Source organism: Pseudomonas sp. ADAK2 TE3594 (genome assembly GCF_053628675.1).
In genome coordinates, this window is the sequence record NZ_JBRJGV010000001.1 from 1,176,473 (window position 1) to 1,191,187 (window position 14,715).

Genomic DNA, 14,715 nt, shown 5'->3' on the forward strand with positions numbered 1-14,715 from the left:
GTTGAAGGTGCTGGCCAAACGGGTGGCCAAAGAGACCGGGTTCTCGGCGGCCGAAATCGTGGCCATGCCATTCAACGAGCTGGTGTGGTGGCTCACGGATTGAGCCACCTTCCATTTCTCCGACGCAGAGGGTGCGCACATGGCGAACAAAATGGCGCTCGGCTTTGTCATTGGCGGCGCCGTCGATTCGACGGTGGGCAAAGCGTTCAAGGACGTCGAAAGCAAGATCAAACACCTGGACACGGTGGGCAGTAAAGCCCGGGTGTTGCAGAACACCATCGGCGACACGATCCGCCTGCGCGAGGAGTGGCGCAAGGCGCACATGGCCGGTGCCGAAGGCGCGGGCAAGCTGCTGACCAAGCTGGAATCCAACCTCGAGCTGCTGAAGAAACAGGGCATCGAGGTCGGTCGGCTCAACAAGGCTTACGCCGCGATGGGCCGGGTGGCGGCCGGGGCCGAATTAAAGGCGCTGGGGCACCGCCAGCTGGAGGAAGGGCGGTCCGGTCTCAAGAGTAGTATCGGTCAGGCCGGAGCGCTGACGGCGGCGGTGGCCATTCCGACCAAGGTCAGCGCGGACTTCAGCGCGATCATCCGCGACATCTCGATCAAGGCCGGCATTGCCAACACCAAGCAAGAGCAGAACATGTCCCGCACGATCATCACCACGTCGCAGGACACGGGCATGGCTCGCAACCAGGTGGCCGAGGTGGTCAACGCCCTGGTCGGTGCCGGCATGGATCTGAGCAAGGCCCTGGAGTACGCGCCGAAGGCGGCTAAGTTCGTCGTCGGCCAGGGGGCGGACGGCACCGAAACCGCGAAGATGATCAACGCCCTGGGGCAGAACGCCAAGATCACCGACCCGGCGATGATGCAGAAGGCGCTGGAGGCGATCGCCTTTCAGGGCCAGGCAGGCAGTTTCGAATCGGCAGACATGGCCCGCTGGTTTCCTGAATTGCTGGCCAACATGGGCAACCTGAAGATCTACGGCATGGACGCGGTGACCCAGCTGGGGTCGATGCTGCAGGTGCAAATGAAGACCGCCGGCGGCGCCGATGAGGCGGCCAACAACCTGAAGAACTGGATGGGCAAGATCGGTTCGGGCGACACGGTGGAGGCGTACAAGAAGGCCGGCATCGACTACCAGGCGTCGATGACCACCGGCCTGCAGAACGGCATGTCGACGCTGGAGTCGAGTTTTGCCCTCGCTCAGAAGTACATCGCCGCGACCGACCCGAAGAAGGCCAAGGCGATGGCCGAGGCCACGGCCAAAATCAGCCAGGAGACCGATCCGGAAAAGGCCAAAGGCATGATCATTGCGCTCGAGGAGGCCCTGCGCACCGGTGACCTGTTTGCCGATATGCAGGTCAAGGCGGCCTTGACCGCGTACATGCAGAACAAGGATCTGTACAACCAGCTGAAAAAGGACTCGGCGGACGCCACCGGCATCCTCGACAAGAACCTGGCCGAGCGCCGGCAGACGTCCTCGCAAAAATGGGCCGAGATGGCCCAGAGCATGGACGACGGCATGCGCAGCATCGGTGACGCAATACGACCGGTCACCGATGCTGTGGCCGACGGCATCACCAGCGTCGCCCGACGTCTCACAGCGCTCTCCGACGAAACCCCACAGCTGGTCACCGGCATTGGTACGGCCGTGGCCGGACTGATGGCCCTGAAGACAGCCGTCAGTGCCTTCAAGATGGGCAAGGGCCTGATGAACCTTGGGCGCGGCACCCTGCTGGGCAACCCGAACATTCCGCAGAAGGTGATCGTCACCAATTTGCCAGCCGGTGCCGGCGGACTGGATGGCGGGATGGACAGCGCAGGTAAGTCGGAGCGTTCGGGCAAGGCTGGTGCACGCGGCGGGCGCGGGGCCAAAGTCCTCAGCGGCATGAAAGGCCCGGCCGTGCTTGCGGTGGCCGATGCCGGTTACAAGGCGTGGGACACCTACCAAAACGCGGAGACTCAGGACGAAAAGGCCGAGGGCTACGGACAAGCCGCCGGTGGATTGGCCGGCACGTTGGCCGGTGCAGCCGCCGGTGCCGCCATCGGCACGGCGGTACCGATCATTGGCAACATCGTAGGCGGACTGATCGGCGGTTATCTCGGTTATATGGGCGGTGATGCCCTCGGCGGTTCCCTGGGCAAATCACTATTTGGCACCGAAGAATCGCAGAAAACCTTGCCGGCTGCCGGGCCGCTGATGATGGCCAACGCCGGGCAGAACCTGCCGCCGGTGATGGGCAACATTGCCCGCTCGTTTGCGCCGGCGGCTGCCAGTGGCCCACGCAGTCCCGGTGCGCCGGTGGCATCGAAATCCTCGGCCGGGCAGAGCCTGTTGCCGGAGCGGGATGCCGACGGCGCTTCATTGGGCGACGTGACGCGATCCCTGACCGCTCCGGCGGCACCCAGCGTGTCGGCGCTGTTGGCCCCGGTGCCGGTTGCGGCGAAGAGTGAACCGCCGAAGATCGAACAGCGGGTCGAGATCCAGGCCCCGCTGAGCATCACAGTGCAAGGCGACGTGAAAGATCCGGCGCAATTGGCGCGCGAGCTGCGGCCATTCATTGAACAACAAATGCGCGATGCCACGCAGCAGCTGCAGAACCGCAAGCTGTACGACGAGCCGCATGTCTAACGAGGAGGGCCTATGGCCTACATGGAGCAGCTGCAGGCGGGCCTGAAAAATCTGGCGGCGGCGGGGGAGACCGGGCGCCGCAGCCTGGACGGCATGATTGGGCCGGTCAACGGCGCGATCAGTGAAATCAGCGGCGCGGCTTCGGAGCTGGAAGGCTTGCCAATCGTGGGTCCGGCGGTCAGTCAGAAACTGCAACGGGTCATGCGCGGCGTGAATGCCGCCCAGGCCAAAGTGGGGCAGGTGGTGGCCACGTACAACAAGGCCACGCGGGCCGTGTCGCAGATCGATGAGCGCATGGGGCAGCTGAAAGAGCAGGCCGCCCGGGCGTCCACCGCGATCAACAAGATTGCCGGCAAGGTCAGCCCCTCGCTGGCCAACATCGTGCCCACGGGCTCGCTGGCCGGCGATGCCACCCCGTTGCCGGAGGCGGTCACGCCGTTTCCGCACCTGCTGATCATCCAGCCGCAGGACCCGAAGGCACAGCCGTACTACTTCAACCTGGACACCGCCGCCTTCGACGAACTGCGGCGTTCGACGGAGTTTCGTTGGGCGTCCCAGGAGCGCCTGAGCCGGCGACCGGCACAGCAAGCGGTCGGCATGGGCGAAGAGAAGATCACCCTCAAGGGCGCGATCTTTCCGGGCTTCAAGGGCGGGCTCAAACAACTGGACACCTTGCGCAGCCTCGGTGCGCAGTTGAAACCCCTGACTCTGACCACCGGTTATGGCGACGTGCTGGGCACCTGGTGCCTGAAGAACGTCGAAGAAGAACAGAGCGCACTGCTGCAGGGCGGAATCCCGCGCAAGCAGGCGTTCACCTTGGAGTTTGCGCGCTATGGCGACGACCTGCAGAACATCTAACGGGGATCTGCTCGATACCCTGTGCTACCACGCCTACGGCCACCTCGGCGGCACCATCGAGGCGGTACTGGATGCCAATCAGGGGCTGGCCGATGAACCGCAGCCGTACCGTGCTGGCATCGTCATCGTGCTGCCGGATCTGCCGGCTCCCACCGATGAGGTGGTGATGTTGTGGGGCTGATGTTCACGTCCACGCATCGCCCTAATGACATTGATTCTTTACGGGTTGCCGGGGAAAGTCGTTCTTGATCGTCAAGCAACCACCGGCCCGCGACTCTTGTACCGACCATAAAGCCTGACATGCTTTCCAGGGCATGTGTGCCGCCCTAGAAGTAGTTGCGAGCGTTTTCAGATTGTGTTTTAAGAGATGGCCGCGAGCCGAAGGATTCGTGGTGTGCTCCTGGACGGTGCGCTGGTCGAGTGAGGCGCAATGTCTCCAGGTCTTTTTGCAAAAAACTAAAAGGATTTTCGATATGACGTCTCTTCAAGACATAAAACCTGAGCAGGTCGATGCCCTTAACCAGCAATCACAGGCTGCCTTTGATGCACAAATCAAACGCCTGCGAGAGCTTTCCAATGCGAAGCCGGCGCTAGAAGAGGTCCTCCATCAGAACGTGGACCCGCAATCATTGTGTGGATGCGGGGAGCCGCAGAACATTTGTGGCTACTTCAACTTCGAGGGTTCCGGTGACCTTGGTATTCCTCATCCCGAAACCATCCAGATCAGTGCGTCACCCGCCAAGATCGGACCAAATGCTCCCCAGCAAGGACCCGCAGTGCGGTTCATCGGCCAGGCGACAGGTACAGGGACCGATATCAACCTTTCCGGTTTCTACCTGCAAGGCAAGGTGCCTGATGCTGAGAACCTCATCGGCATCTCGTTGTTGCTGCAATTGTCGATTAGTCCAGGTTCGCTCACCCTGCAGCTTTATGAAGGGCAGCGCCTGCTGGCCGTACTGGTCCATCCATCGCAATATGGCGGGAGGGTTGGCGGGGAGTTCTCCGGCAGTGGGATCGGCTATTTCCAGCTGGCGTGATCTACGTGATGTAGTCGACCAGGAGTAATCAGCCCGACGCCGGGTAAGAAAGCCCTAGCCTCCAACGCTAGGGCTTTTTTTTGGTTCTTTCCCGATAGTCCGTGAAGAACCTTTTTTTTGCCCGCCCTGTGTGGGCTTTCTTTTGGACAAAACAAATGACCCCAGCCTTTCGCGTCGTCGCCGACGGCGCTGACATTACGGCGCTGATCAATGATCGGCTGCTGCAACTTAAAACCACTGACAAGACGGGCATGGAGTCCGACGAGTTCGAGCTGCGCATCGATGACCGTGACGGCGCCGTGGCCCTGCCGCCGCGCGGGGCTGGTATCGAGATCTACTTGGGTTACGCCGGAACCTCCTTGACCCGCATCGGGCGCTACGTTGTCGATGATGTGGATTTTTCCGGGCCGCCAGACACCCTGGTGATCACCGGCAAGGCCAGTGACATGCGTGGCAGTGGCAAGACCACGCGTAGCGGCAGTTGGGAAGACGTGCCCTTGTCACGGATTGTCGCCGATGTGGCCGCGCGTAATGGTTGGCAGCCGGTGTGCCCGGTACAGACTAAGGTGCTCCGGGCCGATCAGCTCAACGAGTCGGATTTCAACTTCATGACTCGCCTGGCCAAGCAGTACGACTGCACGGCCAAGGTGGCCGACGGCAAATTGCTGGTGATGCCTCGGCAGGCAGGGCAGAGCGCCTCGGGCAAGGCCTTTGGCGTGGTCGTGCTTCATCGTCGTGACGTCAGCCGCTTTCGGTTCCGACTGGGTGATCGCAACAGCCACAAGGCGGTTTCGACCAAGCACCAAGACAAGAAAAACGGAAAGCTCGCCGTCGTCACTCTGGACAATGACGACTCGCCCGACGGACTGCCGCCGGTGCACACCGACCGTCACATCTACCCCAACAAGTCGGCGGCCGAACAAGCCGCCAAGGCTCGACTGGCGGCCTTCAACCGGTCGACGGCGGAGGTTCGTCTGGAAATGCCCGGGCGCACCGATCTGTTTGCCGAGCGAACGATCGATGCCCAAGGCTTCAAGGTCGGTTTCGATGGCGAGTACCTGGTGGACGCGGTGGAACAGGTTTACACCCAGTCTGGCTGGAGCACGACCGTTGAGTGCAACGGTGGCAAGCAAGGCAAGGCGAAAGCCAAAGGCAAAAAGAAAAAGTCGGCGAAGGATCTGAAAGTCGTTCAGCTCAAGCAGTAGCGCCGCATCCCCCAACCTCATGGAGACCCGCTATGTCACTGACAGAGCCACAGCTACAACGCATCATGCCCAACGCCCGCCGCCAAGCGGGCGTTTTTGTATCCGCTCTAAGCACCGCCATGGTCCATCGGCAGATCAACACGCCGAAGCGCCAGGCGGCTTTCCTGGCTCAAGTCGGGCATGAGTCCGGCCAGCTGCAGTACGTCCGCGAACTGGGCGGCGACCAGTACCTGAGCAAGTACGACACTGGCACCCTCGCGGCGAAGCTGGGCAATACCCCAGAAGTGGACGGTGACGGTCAGCGCTATCGCGGTCGCGGCCTGATCCAGATTACCGGCCGCAACAACTACCTACGCTGCAGCCTGGCGCTGTTCGGCGATGAACGCTTGCTGCGCACCCCTGAGCTGCTCGAGCTGCCGCAATGGGCTGCCGAGTCGGCCGCGTGGTTCTGGTGGGTGCGCGAGCTGAATGCCCTGGCAGATCGAGATGAGTTCGAGGCGATTACCCGCAAGATCAATGGCGGCCTCAACGGCCTGGCAGATCGGCTGCAGTTATGGGAGCGGGCGAGGGCGATGCTATGCGTCTCTTCGACTTGATCCCTGCGCCGTATCGGCTGCTGGCCAAGGGCGTGCTGCTGGTCACTCTGGCTAGCGGTTCCGCTGCAATTACCTGGCAAGTGCAGGACTGGCGCTACGGCCGACAGCTGGAGCAACAGGCCCGGCTGCACACCGAGACCCTCAATCAACTGACCCTGGCCTCGGCCGCGCAGCAACGCGCCGAGCAGGACAAACGTCTGGCCCTCGAGCAGCAGCTCTCCGCCAGTGAACAAACCTATTACCGAGTCCTGAGCGATGCCCAACGTGATCAAGGTCGCCTGCGTGACCGCCTTGCCACTGCTGATCTGCGCCTGTCAGTCCTACTCGATGCCACCGGCATCGACTCAGTGTCAGCTACCACCGCCACCGGCAGCGTGGTTCATGGCGCCACAAGAGCCCAACTTGAGCCAGCGCATGCTCAACGAATTATCGGCATCACCGATGCCGGCGACCAAGGATTGATCGCGTTGGCGGCCTGTCAGGCCTATGCCGAAGAAGTCTCAACACTGAAGTGAAAAAGAGCGACCGGAGTGGATGCGTCAACATCCAACCCGGTCGCCGTCCCTGCAGATGGTCCCTGCAAGTCCAGCCAAGGCTCTTGCCCCGTGCACAAAGCGCGGCGAGCCTAGCACCTGTTTATCCATACAGTAAAGGTCTTGCTCTTAATGTCTACACCCATCATCCCTTGGATGGGCGGCAAACGCCGCCTGGCCGACCGCCTCATTCCGCTTTTTCCGCCACACGAATGCTATGTAGAAGTCTTTGCCGGCGGTGCCGCGCTGTACTTCATGAAGCCTCAGCCATCACCGGTCGAAGTCCTCAACGACATCAACGGCGACCTGGTCACGCTTTACCGCGTCGTGCAGAACCACCTCGAAGAATTCGTGCGCCAGTTCAAATGGGCGCTCAGCTCGCGGCAGGTGTTCGAGTGGCAGAAGATGACCCGCCCCGAAACCCTCACCGATATTCAGCGCGCCGCCCGATTTTTCTACCTGCAGCACCATGCCTTCGCCGGCAAGGTCACCGGGCAGACGTTCGGTACCGCCACCACCGGCCCGGCCATCAACCTGCTGCGGATCGAGGAAAACCTCTCGGCCGCCTGGCAGCGCCTGTCCGGCACCTATGTTGAAAACCTCCCCTGGCTTGAATGCGCCGAACGCTATGACCGTGCCCATACCTTCCACTACATGGATCCACCGTACTGGCAGACCGCCGGGTATGGCGTGGACTTTCCGTTCGAGAACTATGAGCGGATGGCCGACTTCATGCGCCGCTGTAAAGGCAAGGTGATGGTCAGCATCAACGACCATCCTGACATCCGCCAGGTGTTCCAGGGGTTCCACTTCGAGACGCTGGACATTCGTTACTGCAACAGCAATCAGCGGCAGGGGAAGGCCGAGCTGAGCGGTGAGTTGGTGATCATGAACTGGGAGCCAGCGGCGCTGGGAGGGCTATTTGATGGTGTTGGCTAACAATCAGATCTGATTTGGTTTGGAGCGGAGCGTTGCTGGGTGCGTCGGCTAGTGGCGCGGGGTCTTTATCGCGGGTTGCTGTGAATCGCTCAGCAATAGCCGTTGCGCACATCTGCGATAAACTGCAGCGCATCAGCCTTGCGTTCCGCAGAGCAATCAGCTCGCTTCACCAATGATTCATAGTCATCATTAACCAAGGTGTGCAGTACGCTCACGCACAACAGAATTTCATCATCGTAGCTGTCCTGCAGCGCCTGATACTGCGCCTCCAGTTCGTCAATACGCGCCTGCAGCTGCTGGTAGGTTTGTTCTGTCTGGTTCATGGATAGGGCCTCTCGTCAGCAGGAATTCAGACAAATGGGTCACTCATAGGGTTGATCACGCTGCTTTGCTGATTGCGGATGGGCCACCTTCATCCACCCATTCAAACCAGTTGTCGATCGCGATGATCGCCCGGTGCGGCCATATCGCTCTGAAGAATGGATTATGGGCAATTCTGTCTACCCGGGCCTTGATCGACGCGGCACGATCCATTGCCCAGTTCGGCCGCCATCCCCAGCGCACCATGTCGGCCCGCAGAAACTGACCTTCCTGGTGGAAGAGGGCGAGCTGAGCGGGTGGCGCGGCGTTGTAGAGCTGGAAAGGCTGCTCACCTGCATAGTTGATCAATGCGTTTGGAATGCTGAGCGCCGCGACAAAGTCATGAATGCCACGATACTGAGAAAGACGTCCGCACATAATTGGAGGCCTCCGGTTGTTTTTTCAGCGTAGATCAGAACCAGGCGTCTTGATGACGAAACCTTGTCCGGAACAGGCGGGGCAATCTTCTCTTCGGTCAAAGCGGTCGAGACAAGTCGGGCAGGTACAGAACCTGGCCAAATCAATAAACGGCCGCATCTTTTCGTAAGCGTTCATGTCGCGACCTTCCCCCGCGACCTGCGCCACGTCGACCAGGGCACGATAAATATCGGGGTCTTCAATTGGCTTGTGGATGACCCCGAGAATCATCCGACCCGTCTCGATGAGATCGAACTGTCGACCATCGGGCTGGGTCAGCGTAAGGCCTTCGATGCGTGCGCAGGGTAGGGCTTCATTCATCCCACTCCTACACGAACTCCCACATAACGTCCGTTATACCTAGCGCTGCCACTCGCGGACGCAACTGCTTTGCCTCAGATGCATTGAACTCAATGTTAATGCCTTTCCGGATTTCAAAGCGCTTTAGAATCTGGAACAACACAGTGAACTCATCTGCTCTCGCCTTAAAGGGAGTGGCTATATACATCCGTACCGGATTGCCGCGCTTCTTGAAGATGATTTTTAACATCCCGTTCTCGTTCATCCTTGTGCCCCCGTTGACTCACTGTCTGATATCACCAATGGCTTGCAGCATGGCATTCATGCGCCAGGCCCTCCGAACAAGGGCCCGTTCTTCTATACGAATTCCCAGGTGACCTCGGTTATGCCTAACGCTGCCACCTGCGGGCGCAGCTGCTCTGCCCCGATTGCAGTCAAGTCAATGTCAACGTCCTTCCGGCTTTCATACTGTCTAAGAATATTGAATAGCGCAGCGTACTCATCTGCTCTCGCATGCAACGGAGCAGCGATAAACAACTCCAGCGGATAACCGAGCTTCTTGTAGCTAATTTTTAGCATACCGTTCTCGCTCATCGCGATGTTCCTTTGGCTCGCTGTCTGACATAGAAAACCATAGCAGCTCCATCCAATTATTCCCCCGCTGAAAAAATAAACACGACGAAAAGTACGTGTCTCCCTCCCGCCTACGGATCTTGCTTCCGTTTTTTGTGCAAAGGATCGTGGTGGTGTAATCGGGGGGCGGATCCAGGCCTGCCGAGAACTCTGTTGGATAAGTGGAATTCCACAGTGTGCAAGGCTTTGCAAAGAAATGAAGAAGGGTTACAGAACGCTCAAAGGCGCGGGGGCTGCGGACATTCTGGAAGCCCCGGTCTATAAGGCCAACGACTTGGAAAATCGGAGGTTCGGCGACTTTTCGAATTCTGAGAAGCTCTAGCCAGACGCATATTTGGCTGGTAATTCAATTTCCACCGAAGCTGCAAAAGGCTGGGGTGGTAGTCCTTTCAGGCCACTGGTGTCATTTCACATCCTGTCACAGGAAGGTGCCTCCCATATACGGAGCCACGATCCACCAAACAACCGCAATCCATACCACGCCCAGCGCCAATAGCATGACAATGAAGTATTTTTCAGCCATGGCAGCGCCCACAATCGGAAGCGGGGTTAATAAGTATAGATCCACCGTTTATGAATCGGAGTTCCCGGTTGAAGCAAGGTAGCTACCGCGGCCACCAGCTCATCCAAAGACCAAGGCTTACGCAGATAGATCGCGGAAGGGGGTACTGTATGGGCCTCCTCGTCATAGCCAGATGTCAGAATCGCGGCAATAGAAGGCCATTGGCTTTTCACCTTTTCAATGAATTCAGTACCTTGCAATTGTCCAGGTAACCCTTGATCTGCAATCACGAGCGGGCATTCTCCCTGCATCTCTGATAGGTGAGTGAATGCATCATCGGCGCTTTCGAAACCCAAGAGGGGAAGGCCGATATCAGACAAAATTTCCATCATCAACGCACGCATTGTTGGGTCGCCTTCCACAACGATGACTATGCCTGAGACAGGCAGCAGTCGTTTCCAATATCGATTCACTCGTCGGCTCCTCAGAGGCCCAGTCCGATGCAACAAGAGTGGAACCCTCAGTGTAGGCACCTTTTTTGGCGCTACTGGGGAATTCCGGGAGAGCGTCAAAAGTGCCTATCCCTCGCTGACATCGTCAAACAGGGGGGCGAATGCCCTGCCGCCCGCGTAGGACGTGTCATCGATACGTGGCAACCGGGAGAGCAGGTAGACGATCGAGCCTGCACAGTAAAATTGCCGCGCACCAAGGTCTAGGTAACAGATTTGATTGACGAATCCGGTTGCGGCGAGACATTCACTGATTCACCAACTCCGTGGAGTCCTAATTTGATTAGTGATTTATCGGGAAAAGACTGCTCAAAAACTTTTGTCACACCACTGAAGGCATCGGTAGCAATTATCTTTAATCGAAGGTTTTGTTTTCCAGTTGCTAATAGTTCGTCCAGGTTGAGGTGGGTTGAAACTATTTCTGTGTATCCAGACTTTTTGTCATGCTTGTTGTACCTATTCAAGCTTAAGTTGTCGCCATTATGTATGTCTATTCCGTTTAGGGGTATGGAATACTTCCCGTTCTTGCTCTCGTTGTTTTCAATTAAAACAAGCTCGGCTCTCATGTTGATTGCGGCTCGTAGCGAGGAGCAGTTTATAATTTTGAAGTCGTAGCGCGTCACGCCTTGATGGACTGATTTTGCTATGTATTTCGATATTATTAATTTCGGTTCAATTCGGCTTAGGCATAAAATTATAATGATAAAAAAAATGCAGCCGCCCACCATGCCAGCCAATAAAGATATTCCGATATGGAATGCGAAGTTAGACATGAGTTAATCAATGTCCCGTTTTTTTAGACGAGCCAAGCCTTGTTTGATATAGCCGGCGTTCTCTCTCATCGTCTCTAGGGCTCCACGGATATTTCCACCCACTACCGGTGCACCTTGCTCCTCAACCAGTAGAGTCAATTCCATAATGGCCGCCTCTAGGGCCTCCTGGTTTTCGTATAGCCTTTCAAGCAAATCCGACAGTGAATAATCGCTTGGCATGGTGTCGATTCCTTTCGAGAAAACCCAAGCATAGTACTGGCAGTGTCCCTGTGCGGTAGTAATTGCAGCTTGCTTAGAAATTGCTACGGCGCGAAGAAGTCGCATCGGATTAGCGGCGATGGAGAGATCCAATAAGCCGCAATAGGGTCGACGTTTGGCTGTGAGCATTGCATTTGAGGATGTGATCGCGGGTTTTCATCCCGGCTTTTTCGGCTGGTCACCGATAGGCGACGGTGGCCGAGAAATTCCCGGCCGGTCTTTTCAATGTTCAGGTCAGGTTTTAACGCGCATGCACGTAGGTACCGGGAGCGGCTTCCATCGGTGGGTGATTCTGATTTCCCAGCCCCAGCTGAATTTCGCGTTGCGCACCAGAACGCGCCTGAATCCAGCCCAGCCAACCTGGCCACCAGCTGCCATCGTGCTTCTGCGTATCGGAATACCAGGCACGCGGGTCGGATGGCAGTTTGTCGTTCTCCAGATAGCTAGCTTTGAGATTACCTGGCGGATTGAGGATGCTCTGGATATGCCCGCTGTTGGATAGCAGGAAGCGCCGTTCGCCACCGAGCAGCAGGGTCGAGCGGTATACCGCGTCCCAAGGTGTGATGTGGTCGTTGATACCGGCAATGCTGAAACTGTCGACGGTGACTTTCTGCAGGTCAATCGGCATGCCGCAGACCTCCAAGCCGTCAGGATGTATGAGCGGATTGAGTTTGACGAAGTCCAGCAGATCACCATGTAGGGCGGCCGGTAGGCGAGTGCTGTCGTTGTTCCAGTAAAGGATGTCGAAGGCAGGGGGTTGCTTGCCGAGTAGGTAGTTATTGATCCAATAGTTCCAGATCAGGTCATTCGGGCGCATCCAGGCGAAGACCTTGGCCAAGTCGCGGCCATCCAGCACGCCTTGCTGATCGGAGCGGCGCTTGGCGGCTTCCAGGGTTTGCTCATTGACAAATAACATGGCTGAGCTGTCAATCTGACTGTCTAGCAGGCTGACCAGATAGGTTGCGCTTGCGACTTTGTGCAGCTGTCGTTTGGCTTGCAGGTAGCCTTGCAGGGCGGCAATGCTTAGGCCGCCCGCGCAGGCGCCCATCAGATGGGCCTTTTTGCTGCCGCTGATGGCGCGGGTAACATCGAGGGCTTCTTCGATGGCTTCTACATAACGCGATAGACCCCACTCGCGATGGCGAGCGTCGGGGTTGCGCCAGCTGACAATGAACACCTGTAAGCCGTTCTTCAGTGCGTACTGAACGAAGCTCTTCTCCACGCTGAGGTCAAAGATGTAGTACTTGTTGATCTGCGGCGGCACGATCAGCAGTGGACGGGCGTATTGTTTTTCGCTCATCGGCCGGTACTGGATTAGCTCTAGCAGCTCGTTGCGGAACACCACGGCGCCAGGGGTGATCGCGATATTCTGGCCGACTTCAAAGGCCTGCTTGCTGACTTGGCTGGGCATGCCGCCATTGTGCCGCAGGTCGTCGAGCAGATGACCAATCCCTTTGACCAGGCTGGCGCCGCCGGTGTTAAACAGCTCTTTGACCGCCAGCGGATTGAGTGGGCTGTTGGACGGCGACAGCGCATCGCCAAGTTGAGCCAATATAAAGCGTGCGCGGGCTTGGTCGTCGGCTGCCAGATTGCTCTCGTCAATCCAAGCGTTCAGTTGCTTTTTCCAGGCCAGATAGGCTTGCAGTCTGCGGCGGTAGAAGGGGTTGAAGCGCCAGGATGGGTCCTGGAAGCGCGCATCCTGGATGGGGGAGGGATGCGATGTATTACCGAGCAGCACGCGGCCCAGTAGGCCACCAAGAGCTAGAGTATGGCGGGCGCTGTGGATAGGCTGCTTGATTCCTTGCAGCGCCAGAGTGCGCAATGTAGGGAGCAGACTTCGACCATGTAGACCGAGTATTGCGCTTCGCTCTGCTTTAACAAGGGACGCGGATCCGGGCAAGCCGCTCGTCGCTGTTGTTTTTTTTCGCATGGACCGAACTCCATCGTCGTATCGTTATCGAGCCAAACAGAAAGGATTTGTACCAACATGCGCCAAACTGCCGCGCGAAGATTCAATCCAGAGCCACGTCCTAGCGAGGCAAGTGGTTATGCGCCGCACTGTGACTGAAGATACGATCACTGGTTGTGCAGCGGTGCGGGCTGCCCAACAGTGGCGGGCTCTTCGGTTTGACAAGGCTGGAGGCCGGCTGCAAAAAGCCCAGCAAGGCCTGCTGGGTGTCATGCCAGGCCGTCGGGTGTTCCATATCGAGGAAGTGCCCGGCGTTCTTGATGGTCTGAAACTGCGCCTGACGGCTATGAGCCGCGAACAGACGGGCGTCTTCCACCGAGGTGTACTCGTCCCGTTCGCCGTTGATAAACAGCAGCGGAACTTCGATGGCATCGGCACAGGAGACGTAGCAATAAGTGTCCTGAGTCAGCACTTCGTTGACGTGAAAATGCATCTGGCGGTATTCGTGTTCGTCAAGGCTGCTGACATGGCGTTCGTTGAAACGCTTGAACAGCGACGGCAGGTGCTTGCCGATCGTGCTGTTGATCAAGCGCCCCACATTGCGCCGATCACAGGCCTGGAGGAAGTGCCGGCCACTCTCCAGATAGTCGCGCATCGGCGTATTGATTCGCGCCGCGAATGAACTGATCACCGCTTTTTCGATTCGTCGTGGGTGCTGGGCCAGCGCCAGCAAAGTCGCCGCCCCGCCCCAGGAAAAGGACAGCACATGTTGCGCGCGAAAGTGCTCGATCAACCCCAGCAGGATTGCGGCTTCGTCTTCCTTGCGGATCGGCTGGTCATGTTGGTTGTGTTGTTTCGATTGACCGGCGTAGGGCTGATCGTAGAGGACTACGTTGAAGCGTGGCCGCAGGTAGCGCACCGTTTGGGCAAAGGATGCAGTCGTTGCCAGCGAGCCGTTGACCAGAATGATGGTCTTGTCGGCGGCGGCGTTGAGATAATGCTCGGTATAAACCTTGTACTTCTTACCGATCTCGACGATCGCAGTTTTCAGCGTCATGTCATTCTCTTCCTTGAGCAAATTGGACTACGTGCAGAGGGTTGAGCGACTGCCCGTAGACCATATTGCGAATAGCAGACCAATTGGTCGCTGACTGACCAGAGGTTCAGAGTTAAGCAGGTGATCTTCCACATGCAAGCGCGCAAACAAACTATTCCGACGGGCTGTGAGCTATGCCCGTGAAGATGGACTGC

Annotated in this window: 17 protein-coding genes and 1 pseudogene; 8 read left to right on the forward strand and 10 right to left on the reverse strand. The window is 58.0% G+C overall.

The features are described from left to right. Window positions 1-139 precede the first annotated feature (139 nt). The 8 genes from AB7M22_RS05390 (at window position 140) to AB7M22_RS05425 (ending at window position 7,803) form a co-directional block, all read left to right on the forward strand. Window positions 140-2,635: a phage tail tape measure protein gene (locus tag AB7M22_RS05390; RefSeq protein WP_454185482.1), complete on the forward strand. Its 2,496-nt coding sequence runs from the start codon at window positions 140-142 to the stop codon at window positions 2,633-2,635. Between the two features lie 12 nt (window positions 2,636-2,647). After that, a complete protein-coding gene (locus AB7M22_RS05395; RefSeq protein ID WP_454185483.1) occupies window positions 2,648-3,493 on the forward strand; it encodes a phage tail protein in 846 nt (281 codons plus the stop codon). Further along, window positions 3,468-3,674, forward strand: coding sequence for a tail protein X (locus tag AB7M22_RS05400; protein ID WP_454185484.1), 207 nt, complete (start codon window positions 3,468-3,470; stop codon window positions 3,672-3,674). Before AB7M22_RS05395 ends, AB7M22_RS05400 begins: the two co-directional genes overlap by 26 nt. A gap of 292 nt (window positions 3,675-3,966) precedes the next feature. Then, on the forward strand, window positions 3,967-4,530 hold the full coding sequence (locus AB7M22_RS05405) for a hypothetical protein (RefSeq protein WP_454185485.1): 564 nt from the start codon (window positions 3,967-3,969) through the stop codon (window positions 4,528-4,530). Between the two features lie 155 nt (window positions 4,531-4,685). After that, complete coding sequence (locus AB7M22_RS05410; RefSeq protein WP_454185486.1) at window positions 4,686-5,735, forward strand: phage late control D family protein; 1,050 nt, start codon at window positions 4,686-4,688, stop codon at window positions 5,733-5,735. A 32-nt stretch (window positions 5,736-5,767) separates the two neighbouring features. After that, window positions 5,768-6,331 (forward strand): glycoside hydrolase family 19 protein, encoded by a 564-nt coding sequence (locus AB7M22_RS05415; RefSeq protein WP_454185487.1) that lies wholly within the window; start codon window positions 5,768-5,770, stop codon window positions 6,329-6,331. Next, complete coding sequence (locus AB7M22_RS05420) at window positions 6,313-6,846, forward strand: lysis protein (protein ID WP_454185488.1); 534 nt, start codon at window positions 6,313-6,315, stop codon at window positions 6,844-6,846. The genes AB7M22_RS05415 and AB7M22_RS05420 overlap by 19 nt, the downstream gene beginning before the upstream one ends. 150 nt (window positions 6,847-6,996) lie before the next feature. Further along, complete coding sequence (locus AB7M22_RS05425; protein ID WP_454185489.1) at window positions 6,997-7,803, forward strand: DNA adenine methylase; 807 nt, start codon at window positions 6,997-6,999, stop codon at window positions 7,801-7,803. 89 nt (window positions 7,804-7,892) lie between these two features. Here AB7M22_RS05425 and AB7M22_RS05430 read toward each other — a convergent pair whose 3' ends face one another. The 10 genes and pseudogenes from AB7M22_RS05430 to AB7M22_RS05475 form a co-directional block, all read right to left on the reverse strand. Then, on the reverse strand, window positions 7,893-8,126 hold the full coding sequence (locus AB7M22_RS05430) for a hypothetical protein (protein WP_454185490.1): 234 nt from the start codon (window positions 8,124-8,126) through the stop codon (window positions 7,893-7,895). Window positions 8,127-8,205: 79 nt separating this feature from the next. Further along, a pseudogene (locus AB7M22_RS05435) lies at window positions 8,206-8,541 on the reverse strand (SOS response-associated peptidase family protein); the annotation flags it as partial. A 24-nt stretch (window positions 8,542-8,565) separates the two neighbouring features. Then, complete coding sequence (locus AB7M22_RS05440) at window positions 8,566-8,901, reverse strand: hypothetical protein (RefSeq protein WP_454185491.1); 336 nt, start codon at window positions 8,899-8,901, stop codon at window positions 8,566-8,568. A gap of 7 nt (window positions 8,902-8,908) precedes the next feature. After that, the gene (locus AB7M22_RS05445; protein ID WP_454185492.1) at window positions 8,909-9,130 is read right to left on the reverse strand and encodes a hypothetical protein; all 222 of its coding nucleotides are present in this window, start codon (window positions 9,128-9,130) and stop codon (window positions 8,909-8,911) included. A 107-nt stretch (window positions 9,131-9,237) separates the two neighbouring features. Then, window positions 9,238-9,474, reverse strand: coding sequence for a hypothetical protein (locus AB7M22_RS05450; RefSeq protein ID WP_454185493.1), 237 nt, complete (start codon window positions 9,472-9,474; stop codon window positions 9,238-9,240). A 588-nt stretch (window positions 9,475-10,062) separates the two neighbouring features. Then, the gene (locus AB7M22_RS05455) at window positions 10,063-10,488 is read right to left on the reverse strand and encodes a response regulator (protein WP_454185494.1); all 426 of its coding nucleotides are present in this window, start codon (window positions 10,486-10,488) and stop codon (window positions 10,063-10,065) included. A 239-nt stretch (window positions 10,489-10,727) separates the two neighbouring features. After that, window positions 10,728-11,297, reverse strand: coding sequence for a hypothetical protein (locus AB7M22_RS05460; protein WP_454185495.1), 570 nt, complete (start codon window positions 11,295-11,297; stop codon window positions 10,728-10,730). Window positions 11,298-11,300: 3 nt separating this feature from the next. Next, window positions 11,301-11,516, reverse strand: coding sequence for a hypothetical protein (locus tag AB7M22_RS05465; protein ID WP_454188760.1), 216 nt, complete (start codon window positions 11,514-11,516; stop codon window positions 11,301-11,303). A 280-nt stretch (window positions 11,517-11,796) separates the two neighbouring features. Further along, window positions 11,797-13,485, reverse strand: coding sequence for a class II poly(R)-hydroxyalkanoic acid synthase (gene phaC, locus AB7M22_RS05470; protein ID WP_454185496.1), 1,689 nt, complete (start codon window positions 13,483-13,485; stop codon window positions 11,797-11,799). Window positions 13,486-13,585: 100 nt separating this feature from the next. Next, window positions 13,586-14,521, reverse strand: a complete 936-nt coding sequence (locus AB7M22_RS05475) for an alpha/beta fold hydrolase (protein ID WP_454185497.1) — start codon at window positions 14,519-14,521, stop codon at window positions 13,586-13,588. Window positions 14,522-14,715: the final 194 nt, after the last annotated feature.

What these genes read in the sequence shown, in the direction of transcription:
- AB7M22_RS05405 (WP_454185485.1), top strand. Translation starts at nt 3,967, where the DNA reads ATGACGTCTCTTCAAGACATAAAACCTGAGCAGGTCGATGCCCTTAAC.
- phaC (WP_454185496.1), bottom strand. Translation starts at nt 13,485, where the DNA reads ATGCGAAAAAAAACAACAGCGACGAGCGGCTTGCCCGGATCCGCGTCC.
- AB7M22_RS05465 (WP_454188760.1), bottom strand. Translation starts at nt 11,516, where the DNA reads ATGCCAAGCGATTATTCACTGTCGGATTTGCTTGAAAGGCTATACGAA.
- AB7M22_RS05420 (WP_454185488.1), top strand. Translation starts at nt 6,313, where the DNA reads ATGCGTCTCTTCGACTTGATCCCTGCGCCGTATCGGCTGCTGGCCAAG.
- AB7M22_RS05410 (WP_454185486.1), top strand. Translation starts at nt 4,686, where the DNA reads ATGACCCCAGCCTTTCGCGTCGTCGCCGACGGCGCTGACATTACGGCG.
- AB7M22_RS05440 (WP_454185491.1), bottom strand. Translation starts at nt 8,901, where the DNA reads ATGAATGAAGCCCTACCCTGCGCACGCATCGAAGGCCTTACGCTGACC.
- AB7M22_RS05430 (WP_454185490.1), bottom strand. Translation starts at nt 8,126, where the DNA reads ATGAACCAGACAGAACAAACCTACCAGCAGCTGCAGGCGCGTATTGAC.
- AB7M22_RS05415 (WP_454185487.1), top strand. Translation starts at nt 5,768, where the DNA reads ATGTCACTGACAGAGCCACAGCTACAACGCATCATGCCCAACGCCCGC.
- AB7M22_RS05400 (WP_454185484.1), top strand. Translation starts at nt 3,468, where the DNA reads ATGGCGACGACCTGCAGAACATCTAACGGGGATCTGCTCGATACCCTG.
- AB7M22_RS05445 (WP_454185492.1), bottom strand. Translation starts at nt 9,130, where the DNA reads ATGTTAAAAATCATCTTCAAGAAGCGCGGCAATCCGGTACGGATGTAT.
- AB7M22_RS05460 (WP_454185495.1), bottom strand. Translation starts at nt 11,297, where the DNA reads ATGTCTAACTTCGCATTCCATATCGGAATATCTTTATTGGCTGGCATG.
- AB7M22_RS05425 (WP_454185489.1), top strand. Translation starts at nt 6,997, where the DNA reads ATGTCTACACCCATCATCCCTTGGATGGGCGGCAAACGCCGCCTGGCC.
- AB7M22_RS05395 (WP_454185483.1), top strand. Translation starts at nt 2,648, where the DNA reads ATGGCCTACATGGAGCAGCTGCAGGCGGGCCTGAAAAATCTGGCGGCG.
- AB7M22_RS05475 (WP_454185497.1), bottom strand. Translation starts at nt 14,521, where the DNA reads ATGACGCTGAAAACTGCGATCGTCGAGATCGGTAAGAAGTACAAGGTT.
- AB7M22_RS05450 (WP_454185493.1), bottom strand. Translation starts at nt 9,474, where the DNA reads ATGAGCGAGAACGGTATGCTAAAAATTAGCTACAAGAAGCTCGGTTAT.
- AB7M22_RS05390 (WP_454185482.1), top strand. Translation starts at nt 140, where the DNA reads ATGGCGAACAAAATGGCGCTCGGCTTTGTCATTGGCGGCGCCGTCGAT.